The sequence below is a fragment of the Aminobacter sp. HY435 genome, assembly GCF_027568395.1.
Lineage (GTDB): Bacteria > Pseudomonadota > Alphaproteobacteria > Rhizobiales > Rhizobiaceae > Aminobacter.
Window position 1 is genome coordinate 63,312 of record NZ_JANKZL010000014.1, and the last position, 15,094, is coordinate 78,405.

A 15,094-nucleotide genomic window follows, 5' to 3' on the forward strand; every position below is an offset into this window, starting at 1 on the left:
CTTTTTTGTGACCTGTGATCGGTTTTTTGTGGCTCAGCTCGGCGGCGTTCCGTTTTCGGCCAGAACCTCGCCGACAAGATAGAGCGAGCCGCCGATAAGGATGCGCGGCGCCGTCTCGTCCTCGTCCCAGGTATCGCGCAGCAGCATCAGCGCGTTGGCGACGGAGCTGACCGGTTCTGCCGACAGGCCGGCCTCGGTGGCGCGCACCGCCAGTTCCTCGTTCGGGACGCCGCTTTCGCTCATCGTCACCGGCACCGTGTAGACGTGGCGCGCCATGCCGTGGAACGGGCGGAAATAGCCGGTCTGGTCCTTGGTGTTGATCATGCCGGAGATCAAAAACAGTGGCCGCTGGAACTTCTCTTCCTGCTCGGCCAGCGCCTCCGCGATCACCGTGCCGGCGCCGGGATTGTGGCCGCCGTCGATCCAGATTTCGGCGCCCTTGGGGCCGAGCTCGCTCAACTTGCCCAGCGGCATGCGCTGCATCCGTCCGGGCCAGGTGACCGACGTCATCGCCTTGTCGGCGGTGCGCTCGCTGATCGGGAAGCCCGCGGCCCTGACCGCGGCGATCGCCGCGGCGGCGTTGGCGAACTGGTGCCGTCCAGGCAGGCGCGGCGGCGACAGGTCCATCAGCCCGCTCTGGTCTTGGTACACCATGCGGCCGTTTTCCTCGAAGGCGACAAAGTCCTGGCCGTAGACCTCGAGCGGGCAGTTCAGCCGCTCGGCGGTGTCGATCAGCACCTGCTGTGCCGCTTCGGTTTCCTGCGCGCCGACCACCACCGGGCAGCCGCGCTTGATGATGCCGGCCTTTTCGGCGGCGATCAGCTCGACCTTGTCGCCGAGATAGGCCTCGTGGTCCATCGACACCGGCATGATAACCGACACAGCCGGCCGCTTGATGACGTTGGTGGCGTCGAAGCGCCCGCCGAGCCCGACCTCAAGGATGCAGGCGTCCGCCGGGTGTTCGGAAAACAGCACGAAGGTGACGGCGGTCAGGATCTCGAAGACGGTGATCTTTTCGCCGCGATTGGCCTCGCCGACACGCCGGACGGCATCGGCCAGCACATCGTCGGCGACAAGCTTGCCGCCGCCGGGCGCTGCCAGGCGGTAGCGTTCGTGCCAGTTCACCAGATGCGGCGAGGTGTGGACATGGACCAGAAGCCCCTGGGCCTCAAGCAGGGCGCGCGAGAACGCCGCGCACGAGCCCTTGCCGTTGGTGCCGGCGATGTGGATCACCGGCGGCATGTGGTCCTGCGGATTGCCCAGCCGTTCCAGCAGCCGCGTTATGCGGTCGAGCGAAAGGTCGAAGCCTTTCGGATGCAGCGCCAATAGGCTCTCGATTTCGCGATCGGCTTCGAGCGTGACCATCTGTTTCCCCCCGGCTTGTGCGTCGTCCTGCCCGCGCGGCCTCAGGCCTGCGGGCGGCGTTCCTGTGCCGGAACTGCCGGAGGCAGGACATCGCCAGCGGCAGCCTTGGCGGCGACCGGTGTCTTGGTCAGGATCTTGAGCAGGCTGGATATCGTTGACTTGAGCTCAAGCCGCGACACCACCATGTCGACCATGCCGTGGTCCATCAGGTACTCGGAGCGCTGGAAGCCCTCGGGAAGCTTTTCACGGATCGTCTGCTCGATGACGCGCGGGCCGGCAAAGCCGATCAGGGCACCCGGTTCTGCAATGTGGACGTCGCCCAGCATCGCATAGGACGCGGTCACGCCGCCGGTCGTCGGGTTGGTCAGCACCACGATGTAGGGCAGGCCGGCTTCCTTGAGCCGGTCGACCGCCACCGTCGTGCGCGGCAGCTGCATCAGGGACAAAATGCCTTCCTGCATGCGGGCGCCGCCGGAGGCGGCGAACAGGATCAGCGGACGCTTCATCTCCAGCGCGACCCCGAAGGCGCGGATGATCGCGTCGCCGGCGGCCATGCCGAGCGAACCGCCCATGAAGGCGAAGTCCTGCACGGTGACGACGACGGGCAGGCCGTCGATCTTGCCGGTGCCCGACAGGATCGCGTCTTCCATGCCGGTCTTGGCCTTGGCGTCCTTCAGCCGGTCGACATAGCGCTTCTCGTCACGGAACTTCAGCGGGTCGGTGACGACCTTCGGGTTGTCGATGGCCTCATAGCGGCCGTCGTCGAAAAAGAAGCGCAGGCGCTCCTTGGCCGAAATCTTCATGTGATGGCCCGAAGACGGGATCACATACTGGTTTTCCTCGAGGTCCTTGTGGAACACCATCTCGCCGCTCTCGGGATCCTTGATCCAGAGATTCTCGGGCATTTCGCGACGTCCCAGCATCGAATTGATCTTGGGGCGAACGTAGTTGGTTATCCAGTTCATATCAGTGGTCCTCTTCGTCCCGCGGACATGGGGTATTTATTAGGCGGTAGCAAGGCGTGCGGCGCGAATGCCCTGGGACAATCCGGTGACCAGCGTTGCCACGGCTTCGGCCGGATCGGCGGTCTTTGCGCCGTTCGGTCCGATGACATTGGCCACCGCGTTGACGATGGCCGTGCCGACAACCACGCCGTCGGCTGAAGCGCCGATCGTGCGCGCCTGCTCGGCGGTCTTGACGCCGAAGCCGACGCAGACCGGAAGGTCTGTATGCGCCTTGATGCGCTGGACTGCCTCGGCGACCTTCGACGTGTCGGCCAGGGCCGAGCCGGTGATGCCGGTCATCGAGACATAATAGACGAAGCCCGAGGTGTTCTCGAGCACCTTGGGCAGGCGCTTGTCGTCGGTCGTCGGCGTCGCCAGCCGGATGAAGTTGATGCCGGCCTTGAGCGCCGGGATGCACAGCTCGTTGTCCATTTCCGGCGGCAGGTCGACGACGATCAGGCCGTCGATGCCCGAGGCGACAGCATCCGCCAGGAAGCGGTCGACGCCATGGATGTAGATCGGGTTGTAGTAGCCCATCATCACGATCGGCGTGTCGTTGTCGTCCTTGCGGAACTCGCGCGCCATCTCAAGCGTCTTGGCCAGCGTCTGGCCGGCCTTCAGCGCGCGCAGGCCAGCAGCCTGGATCGCCGGACCGTCGGCCATCGGGTCGGAAAACGGCATGCCGAGCTCGATGACGTCGCTGCCGGCCTTGGGCAGCGCCTTCATGATCGACAGCGACGTCTCATAATCGGGGTCGCCGCCCATGAAGTAGGTCACCAGCGCCGGGCGTCCCTCGGCCTTCAGCTTCGCCATGCGGCGGTCGATGCGGGTGGTCGTCATGTTCAGATCTCCATGCCCAGCATCTTGGCCACCGTATGCACGTCCTTGTCGCCACGGCCCGACAGGTTGACGATCATCACCTTGTCCTTGCCCATCGTCGGCGCGGTCTTCACCGCATAGGCAATGGCGTGGGCGGATTCGAGCGCCGGGATGATGCCTTCGACCTTGGTGGTCAGCTGGAACGCATCGAGCGCCTCGTCGTCGAGGATCGGCTGGTAGTCGACACGGCCCGTGTCGCGAAGCCACGAATGCTCGGGTCCGACGCCGGGATAGTCGAGGCCGGCCGAGATCGAGTGGCCGTCGAGGATCTGGCCGTCATCGTTCTGCAAGAGGTAGGTGCGGTTACCATGCAGCACGCCGGGACGGCCGGCGTTCATCGAGGCGCAATGCTCGATGCCATCAAGGCCACGGCCGCCGGCTTCGATGCCGACGATCTTGACGCTGCGGTCGTCGAGGAACGGGTGGAACAGGCCAATCGCATTCGAGCCGCCGCCGACGGCGGCCACGATCATGTCGGGCAAGCGGCCTTCCTGCTCGAGGATCTGGGCGCGCGCCTCGGTGCCGATCACCGACTGGAAATCGCGGACCAGTTCGGGATAGGGGTGCGGGCCGGCAGCCGTGCCGATCAGGTAATAGGTGTCGTGCACGTTGGTGACCCAGTCGCGCAGCGCCTCGTTCATCGCGTCCTTCAGCGTGCCGTGGCCGGCGCTGACCGGACGCACTTCGGCACCCAAAAGCTTCATGCGGAAGACGTTGGGCTTCTGCCGCTCGACGTCGGTGGCGCCCATGTAGACGAAGCAAGGGAAGCCGAAGCGCGCGGCGACGGTGGCCGAAGCGACGCCGTGCTGGCCAGCGCCCGTCTCGGCGATGATGCGGGTCTTGCCCATGCGCTTGGCGAGCAGGATCTGGCCGAGGCAGTTGTTGATCTTGTGCGAGCCGGTGTGGTTGAGGTCTTCACGCTTGAAATAGATCTTCGCGCCGCCGAGATGGCGAGTCAGGCCTTCTGCGTAATAGAGCTTGGACGGGCGGCCGGCATAAAAGGTCGACAGCTCGTTGAGTTCCGCCTTGAAGGCCGGATCGTTCTTGGCCTCGTCCCAGTGGCGCTGCAGCTCAAGGATCAGCGGCATCAGCGTCTCGGCGACGAAGCGGCCGCCAAAAATGCCGAACATGCCCTGCTCGTCGGGACCGGTGCGGAAGGAATTGGGCTCAGTCGGCTTGTTCATGGCCGATCTCCTTGCGGCTGGAGGCTTGATCAGGCGGCGCTGCGTTCGCGCGCGGCCCGGACGGCCTTGAAGAAATTTTCGATGAGCACCGTGTCCTTGACGCCGGGCGCGCTTTCCACGCCCGAGGAAATGTCGATACCGGGCGGGGCAGCGCAGCTGAGGGCGTCGCCGATATTGGCGGCGTTCAGGCCACCGGAAAGCATGTAATCGACGGAGGCGTCAAGGCCCGCCAGCAACCGCCAGTCGAAGGAAACGCCATTGCCGCCGGGCAATTCGGAACCTGCCGGCGGCTTGGCGTCGAACAGCAGGCGATCGGCCGTGCCGGCATAAGGCGCGATCGCGTCGAGATCCTTGGCCTCGCGGATGGAAAAGGCCTTCATGACAGGCAGGCCGTAGCGCGCCTTCACCTCGGCCACCCGCTCGGGCGTTTCCTTGCCGTGCAGCTGCAGCATGTCGGGCGCAACCGTTGTCACGATCTCGTCGAGGAAAGCGTCGGTGGCGTCGACAGTGACGGCGACCACCTTGGCTCTGCCGCGCACTGCCTGGCGCAGCTGGCCTGCGCGTTCCGGCGACACGTTGCGCGGGCTCTTGGCGAAGAAGATGAAGCCGACATGGCTCGCGCCGTTGCCAAGCGCAGCGTCGAGTGTTTCAGCGGTGCTGAGGCCGCAGATTTTGATGTCCAGTGCCATGGGCCGGGATTGGCACGAAAAGGCGGCGAAGTCGAGGAAAACAGCGCAAGCCTTACCCTCCCCCTTGTGGGGAGGGTGGTCCGAAGGACCGGGTGGGGGTCGAAAGCGGGTTATCGTACCCCCACCCCGCCGCTGTGCGGCGACCCTCCCCACAAGGGGGAGGGTAACTCGCTCATTCAAACACGATCGCCTGCAACGCCCCGCCGTTGCGCTTGAGCCAGGCCTTGCAGCGCTCGGTGTCGGGGCACAGCTCCTCGCACAGCTTCCAGAATTTCGGGCCGTGGTTCATTTCGCGCAGATGCGCCACTTCGTGGGCGACGAGGTAGTTGATGACTGGCGTCGGCGCCATCATGATCCGCCAGGAGAACGACAACACGCCATCGGAGGTGCAGGACCCCCAGCGGCTCGAGGTGTCGCGGAAGCGGATCGCCTTGGCGCGGCGGCCGGCGGCCTCGCAGTGCTTCGCCACCAGTGTCTCGATCTCGCGCTTGGCCTCGCGCTTGAGGAAGTCGGCGATGCGGCGCGGCAGATGCGTGCGGTCGCCATGGACAACCAGTGTCGGTCCGTCCTCATCCTGCGTCGGGCGCACGGTTCCGCGCGTTCCGCCTTCGTGGACGATGAGATGAGCCACGCCGCGGATCGGGATCTTGATGCCCGGGCGCACCTGCGGCCGGTCGGGCAGCCTGGCCAGCCGCTGTTCCAGCCAGCCCTGGTGGCGGTCGAGAAAGCGGTCGACCTCGCCCTGGCGCAGGCCGGGCGGCACGGTGACGCGCAGCCCCCGCCCCCCCGCATCGATGCGCAGGGTCAGTCGCCTGGCGCGGTCGTTCTCGACGATCCTGAGCGGCAGCGTCCGTCCGGCAACGACGTGATCCCGCTCCTGGACAGGGGCGGGCGCCGGCTTCGTGAGCTTGCGGAAAAAGCCAAGGGACATGGGCCGAGACTAAATGATTCGAGGGATTTGGGCGCAAAAGAAAACGGCGCCGCAAGCACGGCGCCGCTGGCATTCGAGTGTCGGGCGCAATCTCAGTCGTCGAGCAGGCCGGACTTGCCCTTCTTGGGCGTGACAGCCGGCGCCGTCGGCTTGTTGCGGTTGGCCATGAAGCGGTCGAAGTCGTCCTGGTCCTTGGCCCGGCGCAGTTCGCGGGCGTAGTCGTCGAACTCGTCGCGCATTTCGTCGAGCTTGCGGCGCTCTTCGTTCAGGCGCTCGAGTTCCTTCTCGCGCCAGTCGTCGAATGCAACGTTGCCGGTGCGGGCGCTGGCGCTGTACGACGCCTTGCGGCAGCCGGCGAAGATGCCGTCGGTCGCGCGGTTTACGTCGCGCTTGAAGCCGTCAAGCCGGTCGCCCCAGATGATGTAGGCAAGCATGGCGAGGCCGAGTGGCCAGAACACCATGAAGCCGATCACCATCAATGCGATGGTCGCCGGCGTCCAGGCCGGACGGATCAGTGCAGTCGTGTTCATCTGTCTCCCGTTCCTTCTCTAGGAGCGCAGCCGGGTCGGCTGCCTGGAATCGAAATGGGAAGACAAAAATGGCGATTCAAGATGGTGCCCGGTAAATCCGGATAACGGTCGGAAAACGCTATTTCTTTTTGATATTTTCGAGCATCAGCACGGCCAGCCCGCCGACCAGTCCCCAAAACGCCGACCCCACGCCGAACAGTGTGAGCCCGGAGGCGGTGACGGCAAAGGCGGTGGTGGCGGCCATGCGGTGGTGTTCGTCCTTCAGCGCGATCGCCAGCGCGTTGGCCAGCGACGGCATCAGGGCGAGACCGGCGACCAGCACGATCAGGCTCGGCGGCAGCACGGCGAAGATCGCCACCAGCGACGCCCCGAAGGCGGCGAAGATGACATAGGCAAGCGCGTAGAACGGCCCGGTCTTCCAGCGCTCGGCCGGGTCGGGATGGACGTCCGGCCCGGTGCAGATGGCGGCCGAGATCGCTGCCAGATTGGTCGTCGAGGCGCCGAACGGGGCGGACAGGATCGAGAACAGCCCGGTCACGCCGATCAGCGGCCCGGGTTCGGGATGGTAGCCGGCGGCGCGCAGCACGGCGAGGCCGGACAGGTTTTGCGACGCCATGGTGACAAGATAGAGTGGCAGCGCCAGCCCCATGATCGCGGTGAGCGAAAACTGCGGCGCGATCAGGGTCAGTGTCGACAGTTCCGGTGTCGGCAGTCCGCCGACACGACCGGTGAGGAACGCGGCCAGCCCGCCGCCGACCAGCACCACCAGCACCGAAAGCGCGGGATTGAACAGCCGGATGACGAAGAACGCGACGATCAGTGGCAGGATCAGCCAGGGATCGCCGGGAATGGCCTTCACCGCATTGATGGCGAAGGTGACGACAATGCCGGCGAGCATGCCGGACGCCACCGACGGCGGTATGCGCGCGATCAGCTGGGTCAGCGGCTTGATGAGTCCTGTCAGCACCAGCAGCAGGCCGGCAACCAGGAAGGCGCCGACCGCTTCGCCGATGGTGAAGCCGCTGCTGGCGGCGATCAGCGCGGCTCCCGGCGTTGACCAGGCGGAGATGATGGGCATCTTCGTCCGCCACGACAGCCAGGCGGTCTCGAACGCCATGGCAAGGCAGATGGCGGTGACCCAGCTTGCCGTCTGGATCTGCGTCGCGCCGACAGCGTCGGCTGCGGCGATGATGATGGCAAGCGTGCCGCCAAAGCCGACGATTGCCGCGACGAAGGCCGAGATCGGGATCGAGATGCGCATGCGCTCAGCCTGCCCGTTGGATCATTTCGCCGACCGCGCGCGTCATCAGCTCGAGATCCTCGGGCCGCGACAGCCGGTGGTCGCCGTTCGGCACCAGAGACAGCGTCGCGTCGTCGGCAGGCAGAAGGCTCATCAGCTTCAGTGCATGGCTGTGCGGCACGTCCGGGTCGGCCAGGCCCTGGATGATGTGGACGGGGCAATGCGTGTGGATCGGCGCGCCCATCACCAGGTTGTCGCGCCCGTCCTCGATCAGCGCGCGCGTGTAGACATAGGGTTCGGACGAATATTCCGACGGCTCCTCGAAATAACCTTTCTCGACCAGGTCGCGGCGCTGCGCGTCGCTAAGATGCGGCTCGACGAGCTCGGCGGTGAAGTCGGGTGCCGGGGCGAGCAGCACCAGGCCGGCGACGCGGTCGCCCTCGCCTGCCTTGTCGAGCTCCGCCTTCATGCGCAGCGCGATCCATGCGCCCATCGACGAGCCGACCAGCACCTGCGGTCCGCGCGTGAACTGGCGGAAAACGGCCAGGCTCTCCGCCAGCCATTTCGAGATCGTGCCGTCGGCAAAGACGCCGCCGCTTTCGCCATGGCCGGAGTAGTCATGGCGCAGGAAACTGCGACCCATTTCGTCGCACCAGCCGGCCAGCGTTTCGGCCTTGGTGCCGAGCATGTCCGACTTGTAGCCGCCGAGCCAGACGACGCCGGGCGCAGCGCCGTCCTGGTGGCGCAATGCGATGCGATTGCTGGCGACGTCGATGAACTCCGGTGCGCTTGCGGCCATGGCTGATCCCCTCGGTCCGGACTTGTGGCACAGCCGCAACGACACGGAAAGTACCCGACAAAAACCTTCTTTTGGGGCAGTTCGCACGCGCACAAGCAGGTGATTTGTTGCGATTGCTGTGTTATTGACATCGCCCGCGCGCTACCCACATTGGCGCGTCAGACATTCAACAACGTCAATGGCTCGAGGAGACCACGACCATTCGCAGACCTTTTAAAGCAGCCGCTCCCACCAAGGACGGCCCGCGCTCCAACCGCGACATCCGGGTTCCCCGGGTCCAGCTGATCGACGTCGACGGTTCCAACCGCGGCGACGTTTCCATCAACGACGCACTCCTGGCCGCCGAAGAGGCAGGCCTCGATCTCGTCGAAATTTCCCCCAACGCCACGCCGCCCGTCGTCAAGATCCTTGACCTCGGCAAGCTGAAATACGCCAACCAGAAGAAGGCGGCCGAGGCACGCAAGAACCAGAAGGTCATCGAGATCAAGGAGATCAAGATGCGCCCGAACATCGACAGCCACGACTACGAGACCAAGATGAAGGCGGTCCGCCGCTTCTTCGAGGAAGGCGACAAGGTCAAGCTGACGCTGAGGTTCCGCGGGCGCGAGATGGCGCATATGGAACTGGGCATGCAACTCCTGAACAAGGTTCGTGAGGAAGTCGCCACCATCGCCAAGGTCGAAGCCGAGCCCAAGCTCGAAGGCCGTCAGATGATGATGGTGCTGGCGCCCCGCTGACCGGCTGACACGCCGCGTCGACCGAACACCTGGACGTCTCTTGCGCGCCCTCTGCGGGCGCGCGGTGCTTTCATGCCCAGGCATCGGGTCCGGGCAATTTCATCCGGAAAGGCGCCGAGCGGACGAACTTGCCACCCGGGCTGGTTGCGCTGGCGGTCGAAGTGCCATGAGCGAACGCAAAGAGGGCGATCTGGGCCGATACCAGAGCATGCGCCGCCTGATGCTGGCCGTGATGATCCTGGTCATGTTCGCCGCGCTTCTGTTCGGCCAGTCGACCTTCCCGCCCGACACCACAGTCCATGAAGTCGTCGAGATGGTCGGCATCCTGCTGATCTTCCTCGGCATCGTCGGCCGGCTGTGGTGTACGCTCTACATCGGCGGCCGCAAGTCGGGCGAGATCGTGACCGGCGGGCCTTATTCGATGACCCGCAACCCGCTCTATGTGTTTTCGACGCTGGCGGCGGCCGGCGTCGGCGCCCAGATGGGCTCCATCGTTGCGACCGTCGGTTTTGCCGCGCTGTGCGCCCTGTCGTTCCACGTCGTCATCCGGCGCGAGGAGCGGCACCTGTCGTCGCTGTTCGGCCCCGAATATCAGGACTATGTCGCGCGCGTTCCGCGCTTCTTCCCGAACATCTCGCTCTATCAGGAAGGCAATACCGGCAGCTTCAAGCCTAAGATCCTGCTCAACACGCTGCTCGACGGCCTTGTCTTCCTGGTCGCCATGCCGGTGTTCGAGTTGATCGACCATGCCCAGGTTACGGGCATGCTGCCGGTGCTGTTCCGCATCCCCTGAGGGGTGCAAATTCGCTGCAATTGCCGCAGTTGCAGGTGTTGCGCATTACCGCGCTTCCGCGTATATAGCCGCGTCCAAGAACCGCCCGGCAGGGCATGCCGTGGCGGTTTCATTTGCTTTTCAGGCTTTGGTCGGCCTGAAAACAACAACATGAAGGGATTTCGAAGCGCCTCGGTGCTGAGGAATTCCCAAGAACGGAGTAGCAAAATGCCCAAGATGAAGACCAAATCTGCTGCCAAGAAGCGGTTCAAGATCACCGCGACCGGCAAGGTCCTGGCAGCTGCCGCTGGCAAGCGCCATGGCATGATCAAGCGTTCCAACAAGTTCATTCGCGATGCCCGTGGCACGATGGTTCTGGCTGAACCGGACGGCAAGAAGGTCATCAAGAATTTTCTGCCGAACGGCCTCTGAGCACTCGGTCTGGACAGCGTTTTAAGGAGATCATGACATGGCACGTGTAAAGAGGGGCGTTACCGCCCACGCCAAGCACAAGAAGGTTCTCGAGCAGGCCAAGGGTTTCTACGGCCGCCGCAAGAACACCATCCGCATTGCCAAGCAGGCGGTTGAGAAGTCGAAGCAGTACGCTTACCGCGACCGCAAGAACCGCAAGCGCAACTTCCGCGCCCTGTGGGTCCAGCGCATCAACGCCGCGGTTCGCGAGCACGGCTTGACGTATGGCCGCTTCATCGACGGCCTGAACAAGGCCAACATCGAGATCGATCGCAAGATCCTCTCCGACATGGCCATCCACGAGCCGCAGGCTTTCGCCGTGCTCGTTGCCAAGGCCAAGGTTGCTCTTGAATACCTCAAGAACACCACCCCGAATGCTTTTGAAAGCGCTGTTGCTTAACCAGCGCCTTCCCAAGCATCACTGACTTGATTTGGGAAACCCGCGCTGGCACGGCTGGCGCGGGTTTTTCTTTGCAGCAACGAAGGGCCGCTAGGGCCGCAACGGAACTGGACCATGAGCGATCTTGAAACTCTCGAACAATCGCTGCTGAGCGACATCGCTTCCGCCTCCGACGAGCAGGCGATCGAGGCCGTGCGCGTTGCGGCGCTGGGCAAGAAGGGCTCGGTCTCCGAGCTCTTGAAGACCCTAGGCGCGATGAGCGCCGAAGAGCGCCAGGCCAAGGGGCCGGCCATCAACGGCCTCAAGAATCGAGTCACCGATGCGCTGACGGCTCGCAAGAGCGAGCTGCGCGACGTCGCCATCACCGCCCGCCTGATCTCGGAGAAAGTCGACGTCACCCTGCCGGTGCGACAGTCGCCGGCCGAGCGCGGTCGCATCCATCCGATCAGCCAGGTCATCGACGAGATCGCGGCGATCTTCGGCGATCTCGGCTTCACCATCGCCGAAGGTCCCGATGTCGAGACCGATCACTACAATTTCACCGCGCTGAACTTCCCCGAGGGGCATCCGGCGCGCGAGATGCACGACACCTTCTTCTTCCCGCCCGGCGAAAATGGCGAGCGCAAGCTTTTGCGCACCCACACCTCGCCGGTGCAGATCCGCACCATGGAGACGCAAAAGCCGCCGATCCGCATCGTCATTCCTGGCAAAACCTATCGCCAGGATTCGGATGCCACGCACTCGCCGATGTTCCATCAGGTCGAGGGCCTGGTGATCGACAAGACCGCCAACATCGCCAACATGAAGTGGGTGCTGGAGGAGTTCTGCAAGGCGTTCTTCGAGGTTCCCAGCGTCAAGATGCGCTTCCGCCCGTCCTTCTTCCCGTTCACCGAGCCGAGCCTTGAGGTCGACATCCAGTGCGACCGCTCGCGTCCCGGCGAAGTGCGCTTCGGCGAGGGCAGCGACTGGATGGAGATCCTCGGCTGCGGCATGGTTCACCCCAACGTGCTGCGCCATGGCGGCCTCGATCCGGACGAGTACCAGGGCTTCGCCTGGGGCATGGGCATCGATCGCATCGCCATGCTGAAATACGGCATGCCCGACCTGCGCGCCTTCTTCGACGCCGACGTCCGCTGGCTCCAGCACTATGGCTTCAGGCCGCTCGACATGCCGACGCTGTTTGGCGGCTTGAGCGCATGATCGACGCTGCCGACCGATATGCCGGTGCGGTGACCTTCGCCTTCGGCGACAGCCCGGAGCTCGCCGACGAGCTTCTGGCGCTGGTGCTGTCGGGCGAGAAGACCGCGACCTGCGGTGCCTTGCGCGACTACGGCGGCGGCGAGCCGGTGCCTGAGGTCGGCCGCCGCGATGTCGTGCTTGATGGCCAGGGCCGCCGGGCCGCGGTTATCGAGACCGTCGAGGCGATCCAGCGCCGCTTCGACGAGGTCGATGCCGAATTTGCTGCCGCGGAAGGCGAGGGCGACCTGTCCTACGAATACTGGCGCGAGGCTCACGAGGCCTATTTCGCCCGCAACGGCGGCTTTTCGCCTGACATGATTTTGGTTTGTGAGCGGTTCCGCCTGGTGGAAGTGCTCGACCGCAACGACACGAAACGAGTGAACCCATGAAATTCACCCTCTCCTGGCTCAAGGATCATCTCGAAACCGACGCCACGCTCGACCAGATCGTCGAGCGGCTGACTTCGATCGGCCTCGAAGTCGAATCCGTCGACGACAAGGTGGCACTCAAGCCGTTCGTCATCGCCAAGGTGCTGACGGCGAGCCGTCACCCCGACGCCGACAAGCTGCAGGTGCTGACCGTCGACACCGGCACGGGTACGCCTGTCCAGGTTGTCTGCGGCGCGCCCAATGCGCGTGCCGGCCTGATCGGCGCCTTCGCCGCGCCCGGCGCCTACGTGCCCGGCATCGACGTCACGCTGTCGGTCGGCAAGATCCGCGGCGTCGAAAGCCACGGCATGATGTGCTCGGAGCGCGAGCTGCAGCTGTCGGATGAGCACAACGGCATCATCGACCTGCCGGCCGATGCGCCCGTCGGCACCTCGTTTGCCACCTACGCCCATCTCGACGACCCCATGATCGAGATCAACCTGACGCCGAACCGTCCCGACGCCACCAGCGTCCACGGCATCGCCCGGGACCTCGCGGCCTCCGGTCTCGGCACGCTGAAGGGCGGCACGGTCGCACCGGTCGCCGGTGAAGGCGACTGCCCGGTCAAGGTCTCGATCGAGGCGCCGGAGCTCTGCCCCGGCTTCGCTCTGCGGCTCGTGCGCGGCGTCAAGAACGGCCCCTCGCCCAAGTGGATGCAGCAGCGCCTGCTGGCCATCGGCCTCAGACCCATCAATGCGCTTGTCGACATCACCAACTACGTCACCTTCGACCGCGGCCGCCCGCTGCACGTCTTCGATGCGAGGAAGGTCGCCGGCAACCTCGTCGTCCGCCGCGGCCGCGAGGGCGACAAGGTGCTGGCGCTCGACGGGCGCGAGTACGAGCTGACGCCTGAGATGTGCGTCATTGCTGATGACAACGGCGTCGAGTCCATCGCTGGCGTCATGGGCGGCGAGCATTCGGGCTGCGACGAGAACACGACAGACGTGCTGATCGAGTCGGCACTCTGGGCGCCGCTCAACGTTGCCCGTACCGGCCGCACGCTCGGCATCATCACCGATGCACGCTACCGCTTCGAGCGCGGCGTCGATCCCGAATTCATGGTTCCGGGCGTCGAGCTGGCGACCAGGCTGGTGCTGGAGCTCTGCGGCGGCCAGCCGACCAGGACCGATGTGACAGGTTATGCCGGCCATCAGCCAAAGGTCGTTTCCCTGCCGCTGTCCGAGGTCAAGCGCCTGACCGGCATCGAGGTCGCGAAGGCCGAGAGCCTCGATATCCTCACCCGCCTTGGTTTCGGTGTGGCCGGCAATGGCGATGTCGTCGAGGTCACGGTGCCATCCTGGCGTCCCGATGTCGACGGCAAGGCCGACCTGGTCGAGGAAGTCATGCGCATCCACGGCGTCGACAACATCGCGCCGCAGCCGCTCAGCGCGCATGACGCGGTCAACGGCAAGATCCTGACCACGCTGCAGATCCGCACCCGCTCGGCGCGGCGCGCGCTTGCCGTGCGCGGCATGATGGAGGCCGTCACCTGGTCATTCATCCCGGCCAGGCACGCCGAGCTGTTCGGCGGCGGCCAGCCCAATCTCAAGCTGTCGAACCCGATTGCATCAGACATGTCGGACATGCGGCCCTCGCTGCTGCCCGGCCTGATCGCGGCTGCCCAGCGCAATGCCGACCGCGGCTTGGGCGATGTCGCGCTGTTCGAGGTTTCCGGCACCTATGAAAACGACACGGGCGAAGGCCAGCGTCGCGTCGCCGCTGGCGTCCGCCGTGGCACCGCGAAGCTCGAGGGCTCGGGCCGCAACTGGTCGGGCAATGCAGGCAATGTCGGCGTGTTCGACGCCAAGGCCGATGCCATCGCCGCACTCGAAGCCTGCGGCGCACCCGTCGACCGGCTGCAGATCGAGACCGGCGCTTCGGCCTGGTATCACCCCGGCCGTTCGGGCGTGATCAAGCTTGGCCCGAAGGTCGTGCTCGGCACCTTCGGCGAGTTCCACCCGAAGACGCTCGAAGGCCTCGACGTGTCCGGTCCGCTCTGCGGCTTCGAGGTCTTTGTCGACGCCATCCCCGAGCCCAAGGCCAAGCCGACCAAGACCAAGCCGAAGCTCGAATTGTCGCCGTTCCAGGCGGTCAAGCGCGACTTCGCCTTCGTCGTCGACAAGGCCGTCGAGGCCGGCACGCTGACCCGTGCCGCACTCGGCGCCGACAAGAAGCTGATCACTGCTGTTTCGGTGTTCGACATCTTCGAGGGCGCCTCGCTCGGCGAGGGCAAGAAGTCGGTTGCCATCGAGGTCACCATCCAGCCAGTTGAAAAGACGCTGACCGACCAGGACTTCGAGGCGCTCGCCGCCAAGATCGTCGAGAACGTCAAGAAGCAGACCGGCGGCGCGCTCCGGAGCTGATCGCCCTCGGGTTTCATTCTTGAGCAAGGCCGGGCCATGTGCCCGGCCTTTGCGTTTTCGGGA

At 65.0% G+C, this 15,094-nt stretch carries 16 protein-coding genes; 7 read left to right on the forward strand and 9 right to left on the reverse strand.

The window, feature by feature from the left end:
• Positions 1–33 precede the first annotated feature (33 nt).
• From PCJ21_RS20045 to PCJ21_RS20085, 9 genes are all read right to left on the reverse strand, one after another.
• A complete protein-coding gene (locus PCJ21_RS20045; RefSeq protein WP_269933209.1) occupies positions 34–1,365 on the reverse strand; it encodes a bifunctional folylpolyglutamate synthase/dihydrofolate synthase in 1,332 nt (443 codons plus the stop codon).
• 41 nt (positions 1,366–1,406) lie between these two features.
• Positions 1,407–2,330, reverse strand: coding sequence for an acetyl-CoA carboxylase, carboxyltransferase subunit beta (accD, locus tag PCJ21_RS20050; RefSeq protein ID WP_269933210.1), 924 nt, complete (start codon positions 2,328–2,330; stop codon positions 1,407–1,409).
• Between the two features lie 39 nt (positions 2,331–2,369).
• Positions 2,370–3,209: a tryptophan synthase subunit alpha gene (gene trpA / locus PCJ21_RS20055; RefSeq protein WP_269933211.1), complete on the reverse strand. Its 840-nt coding sequence runs from the start codon at positions 3,207–3,209 to the stop codon at positions 2,370–2,372.
• Positions 3,210–3,211: 2 nt separating this feature from the next.
• Positions 3,212–4,432 carry a tryptophan synthase subunit beta gene (gene trpB, locus PCJ21_RS20060; RefSeq protein WP_269933212.1) on the reverse strand — a complete coding sequence of 407 codons (1,221 nt, stop codon included), beginning with the start codon at positions 4,430–4,432 and terminating at the stop codon, positions 3,212–3,214.
• 29 nt (positions 4,433–4,461) lie between these two features.
• Complete coding sequence (locus tag PCJ21_RS20065; protein ID WP_269933213.1) at positions 4,462–5,121, reverse strand: phosphoribosylanthranilate isomerase; 660 nt, start codon at positions 5,119–5,121, stop codon at positions 4,462–4,464.
• 172 nt (positions 5,122–5,293) lie between these two features.
• Positions 5,294–6,052 (reverse strand): M48 family metallopeptidase, encoded by a 759-nt coding sequence (locus PCJ21_RS20070; protein WP_269933214.1) that lies wholly within the window; start codon positions 6,050–6,052, stop codon positions 5,294–5,296.
• A gap of 92 nt (positions 6,053–6,144) precedes the next feature.
• Positions 6,145–6,582 (reverse strand): DUF2852 domain-containing protein, encoded by a 438-nt coding sequence (locus PCJ21_RS20075; protein WP_269933215.1) that lies wholly within the window; start codon positions 6,580–6,582, stop codon positions 6,145–6,147.
• 118 nt (positions 6,583–6,700) lie between these two features.
• Positions 6,701–7,843 carry a benzoate/H(+) symporter BenE family transporter gene (locus tag PCJ21_RS20080; protein WP_269933216.1) on the reverse strand — a complete coding sequence of 381 codons (1,143 nt, stop codon included), beginning with the start codon at positions 7,841–7,843 and terminating at the stop codon, positions 6,701–6,703.
• Positions 7,844–7,847: 4 nt separating this feature from the next.
• Positions 7,848–8,621, reverse strand: coding sequence for an alpha/beta hydrolase (locus PCJ21_RS20085; RefSeq protein ID WP_269933217.1), 774 nt, complete (start codon positions 8,619–8,621; stop codon positions 7,848–7,850).
• Positions 8,622–8,821: 200 nt separating this feature from the next.
• Here PCJ21_RS20085 and infC point away from each other — a divergent pair, with 200 nt between their 5' ends.
• The 7 genes from infC (at position 8,822) to pheT (ending at position 15,031) form a co-directional block, all read left to right on the forward strand.
• Entirely contained in the window at positions 8,822–9,358 is a 537-nt protein-coding gene (gene infC / locus PCJ21_RS20090; protein WP_040457142.1) for a translation initiation factor IF-3, read from the forward strand.
• 166 nt (positions 9,359–9,524) lie between these two features.
• Positions 9,525–10,151: a methyltransferase family protein gene (locus PCJ21_RS20095; RefSeq protein ID WP_269933218.1), complete on the forward strand. Its 627-nt coding sequence runs from the start codon at positions 9,525–9,527 to the stop codon at positions 10,149–10,151.
• Positions 10,152–10,358: 207 nt separating this feature from the next.
• Positions 10,359–10,562 carry a 50S ribosomal protein L35 gene (gene rpmI / locus PCJ21_RS20100; protein WP_055981974.1) on the forward strand — a complete coding sequence of 68 codons (204 nt, stop codon included), beginning with the start codon at positions 10,359–10,361 and terminating at the stop codon, positions 10,560–10,562.
• Between the two features lie 37 nt (positions 10,563–10,599).
• Positions 10,600–11,001 carry a 50S ribosomal protein L20 gene (gene rplT / locus PCJ21_RS20105; protein ID WP_109578360.1) on the forward strand — a complete coding sequence of 134 codons (402 nt, stop codon included), beginning with the start codon at positions 10,600–10,602 and terminating at the stop codon, positions 10,999–11,001.
• Positions 11,002–11,115: 114 nt separating this feature from the next.
• Positions 11,116–12,201: a phenylalanine--tRNA ligase subunit alpha gene (gene pheS, locus PCJ21_RS20110; protein WP_269933219.1), complete on the forward strand. Its 1,086-nt coding sequence runs from the start codon at positions 11,116–11,118 to the stop codon at positions 12,199–12,201.
• Positions 12,198–12,629: an ASCH domain-containing protein gene (locus PCJ21_RS20115; protein ID WP_269933220.1), complete on the forward strand. Its 432-nt coding sequence runs from the start codon at positions 12,198–12,200 to the stop codon at positions 12,627–12,629. Before pheS ends, PCJ21_RS20115 begins: the two co-directional genes overlap by 4 nt.
• Entirely contained in the window at positions 12,626–15,031 is a 2,406-nt protein-coding gene (gene pheT, locus PCJ21_RS20120) for a phenylalanine--tRNA ligase subunit beta (RefSeq protein WP_269933221.1), read from the forward strand. The genes PCJ21_RS20115 and pheT overlap by 4 nt, the downstream gene beginning before the upstream one ends.
• Positions 15,032–15,094 lie beyond the last annotated feature (63 nt).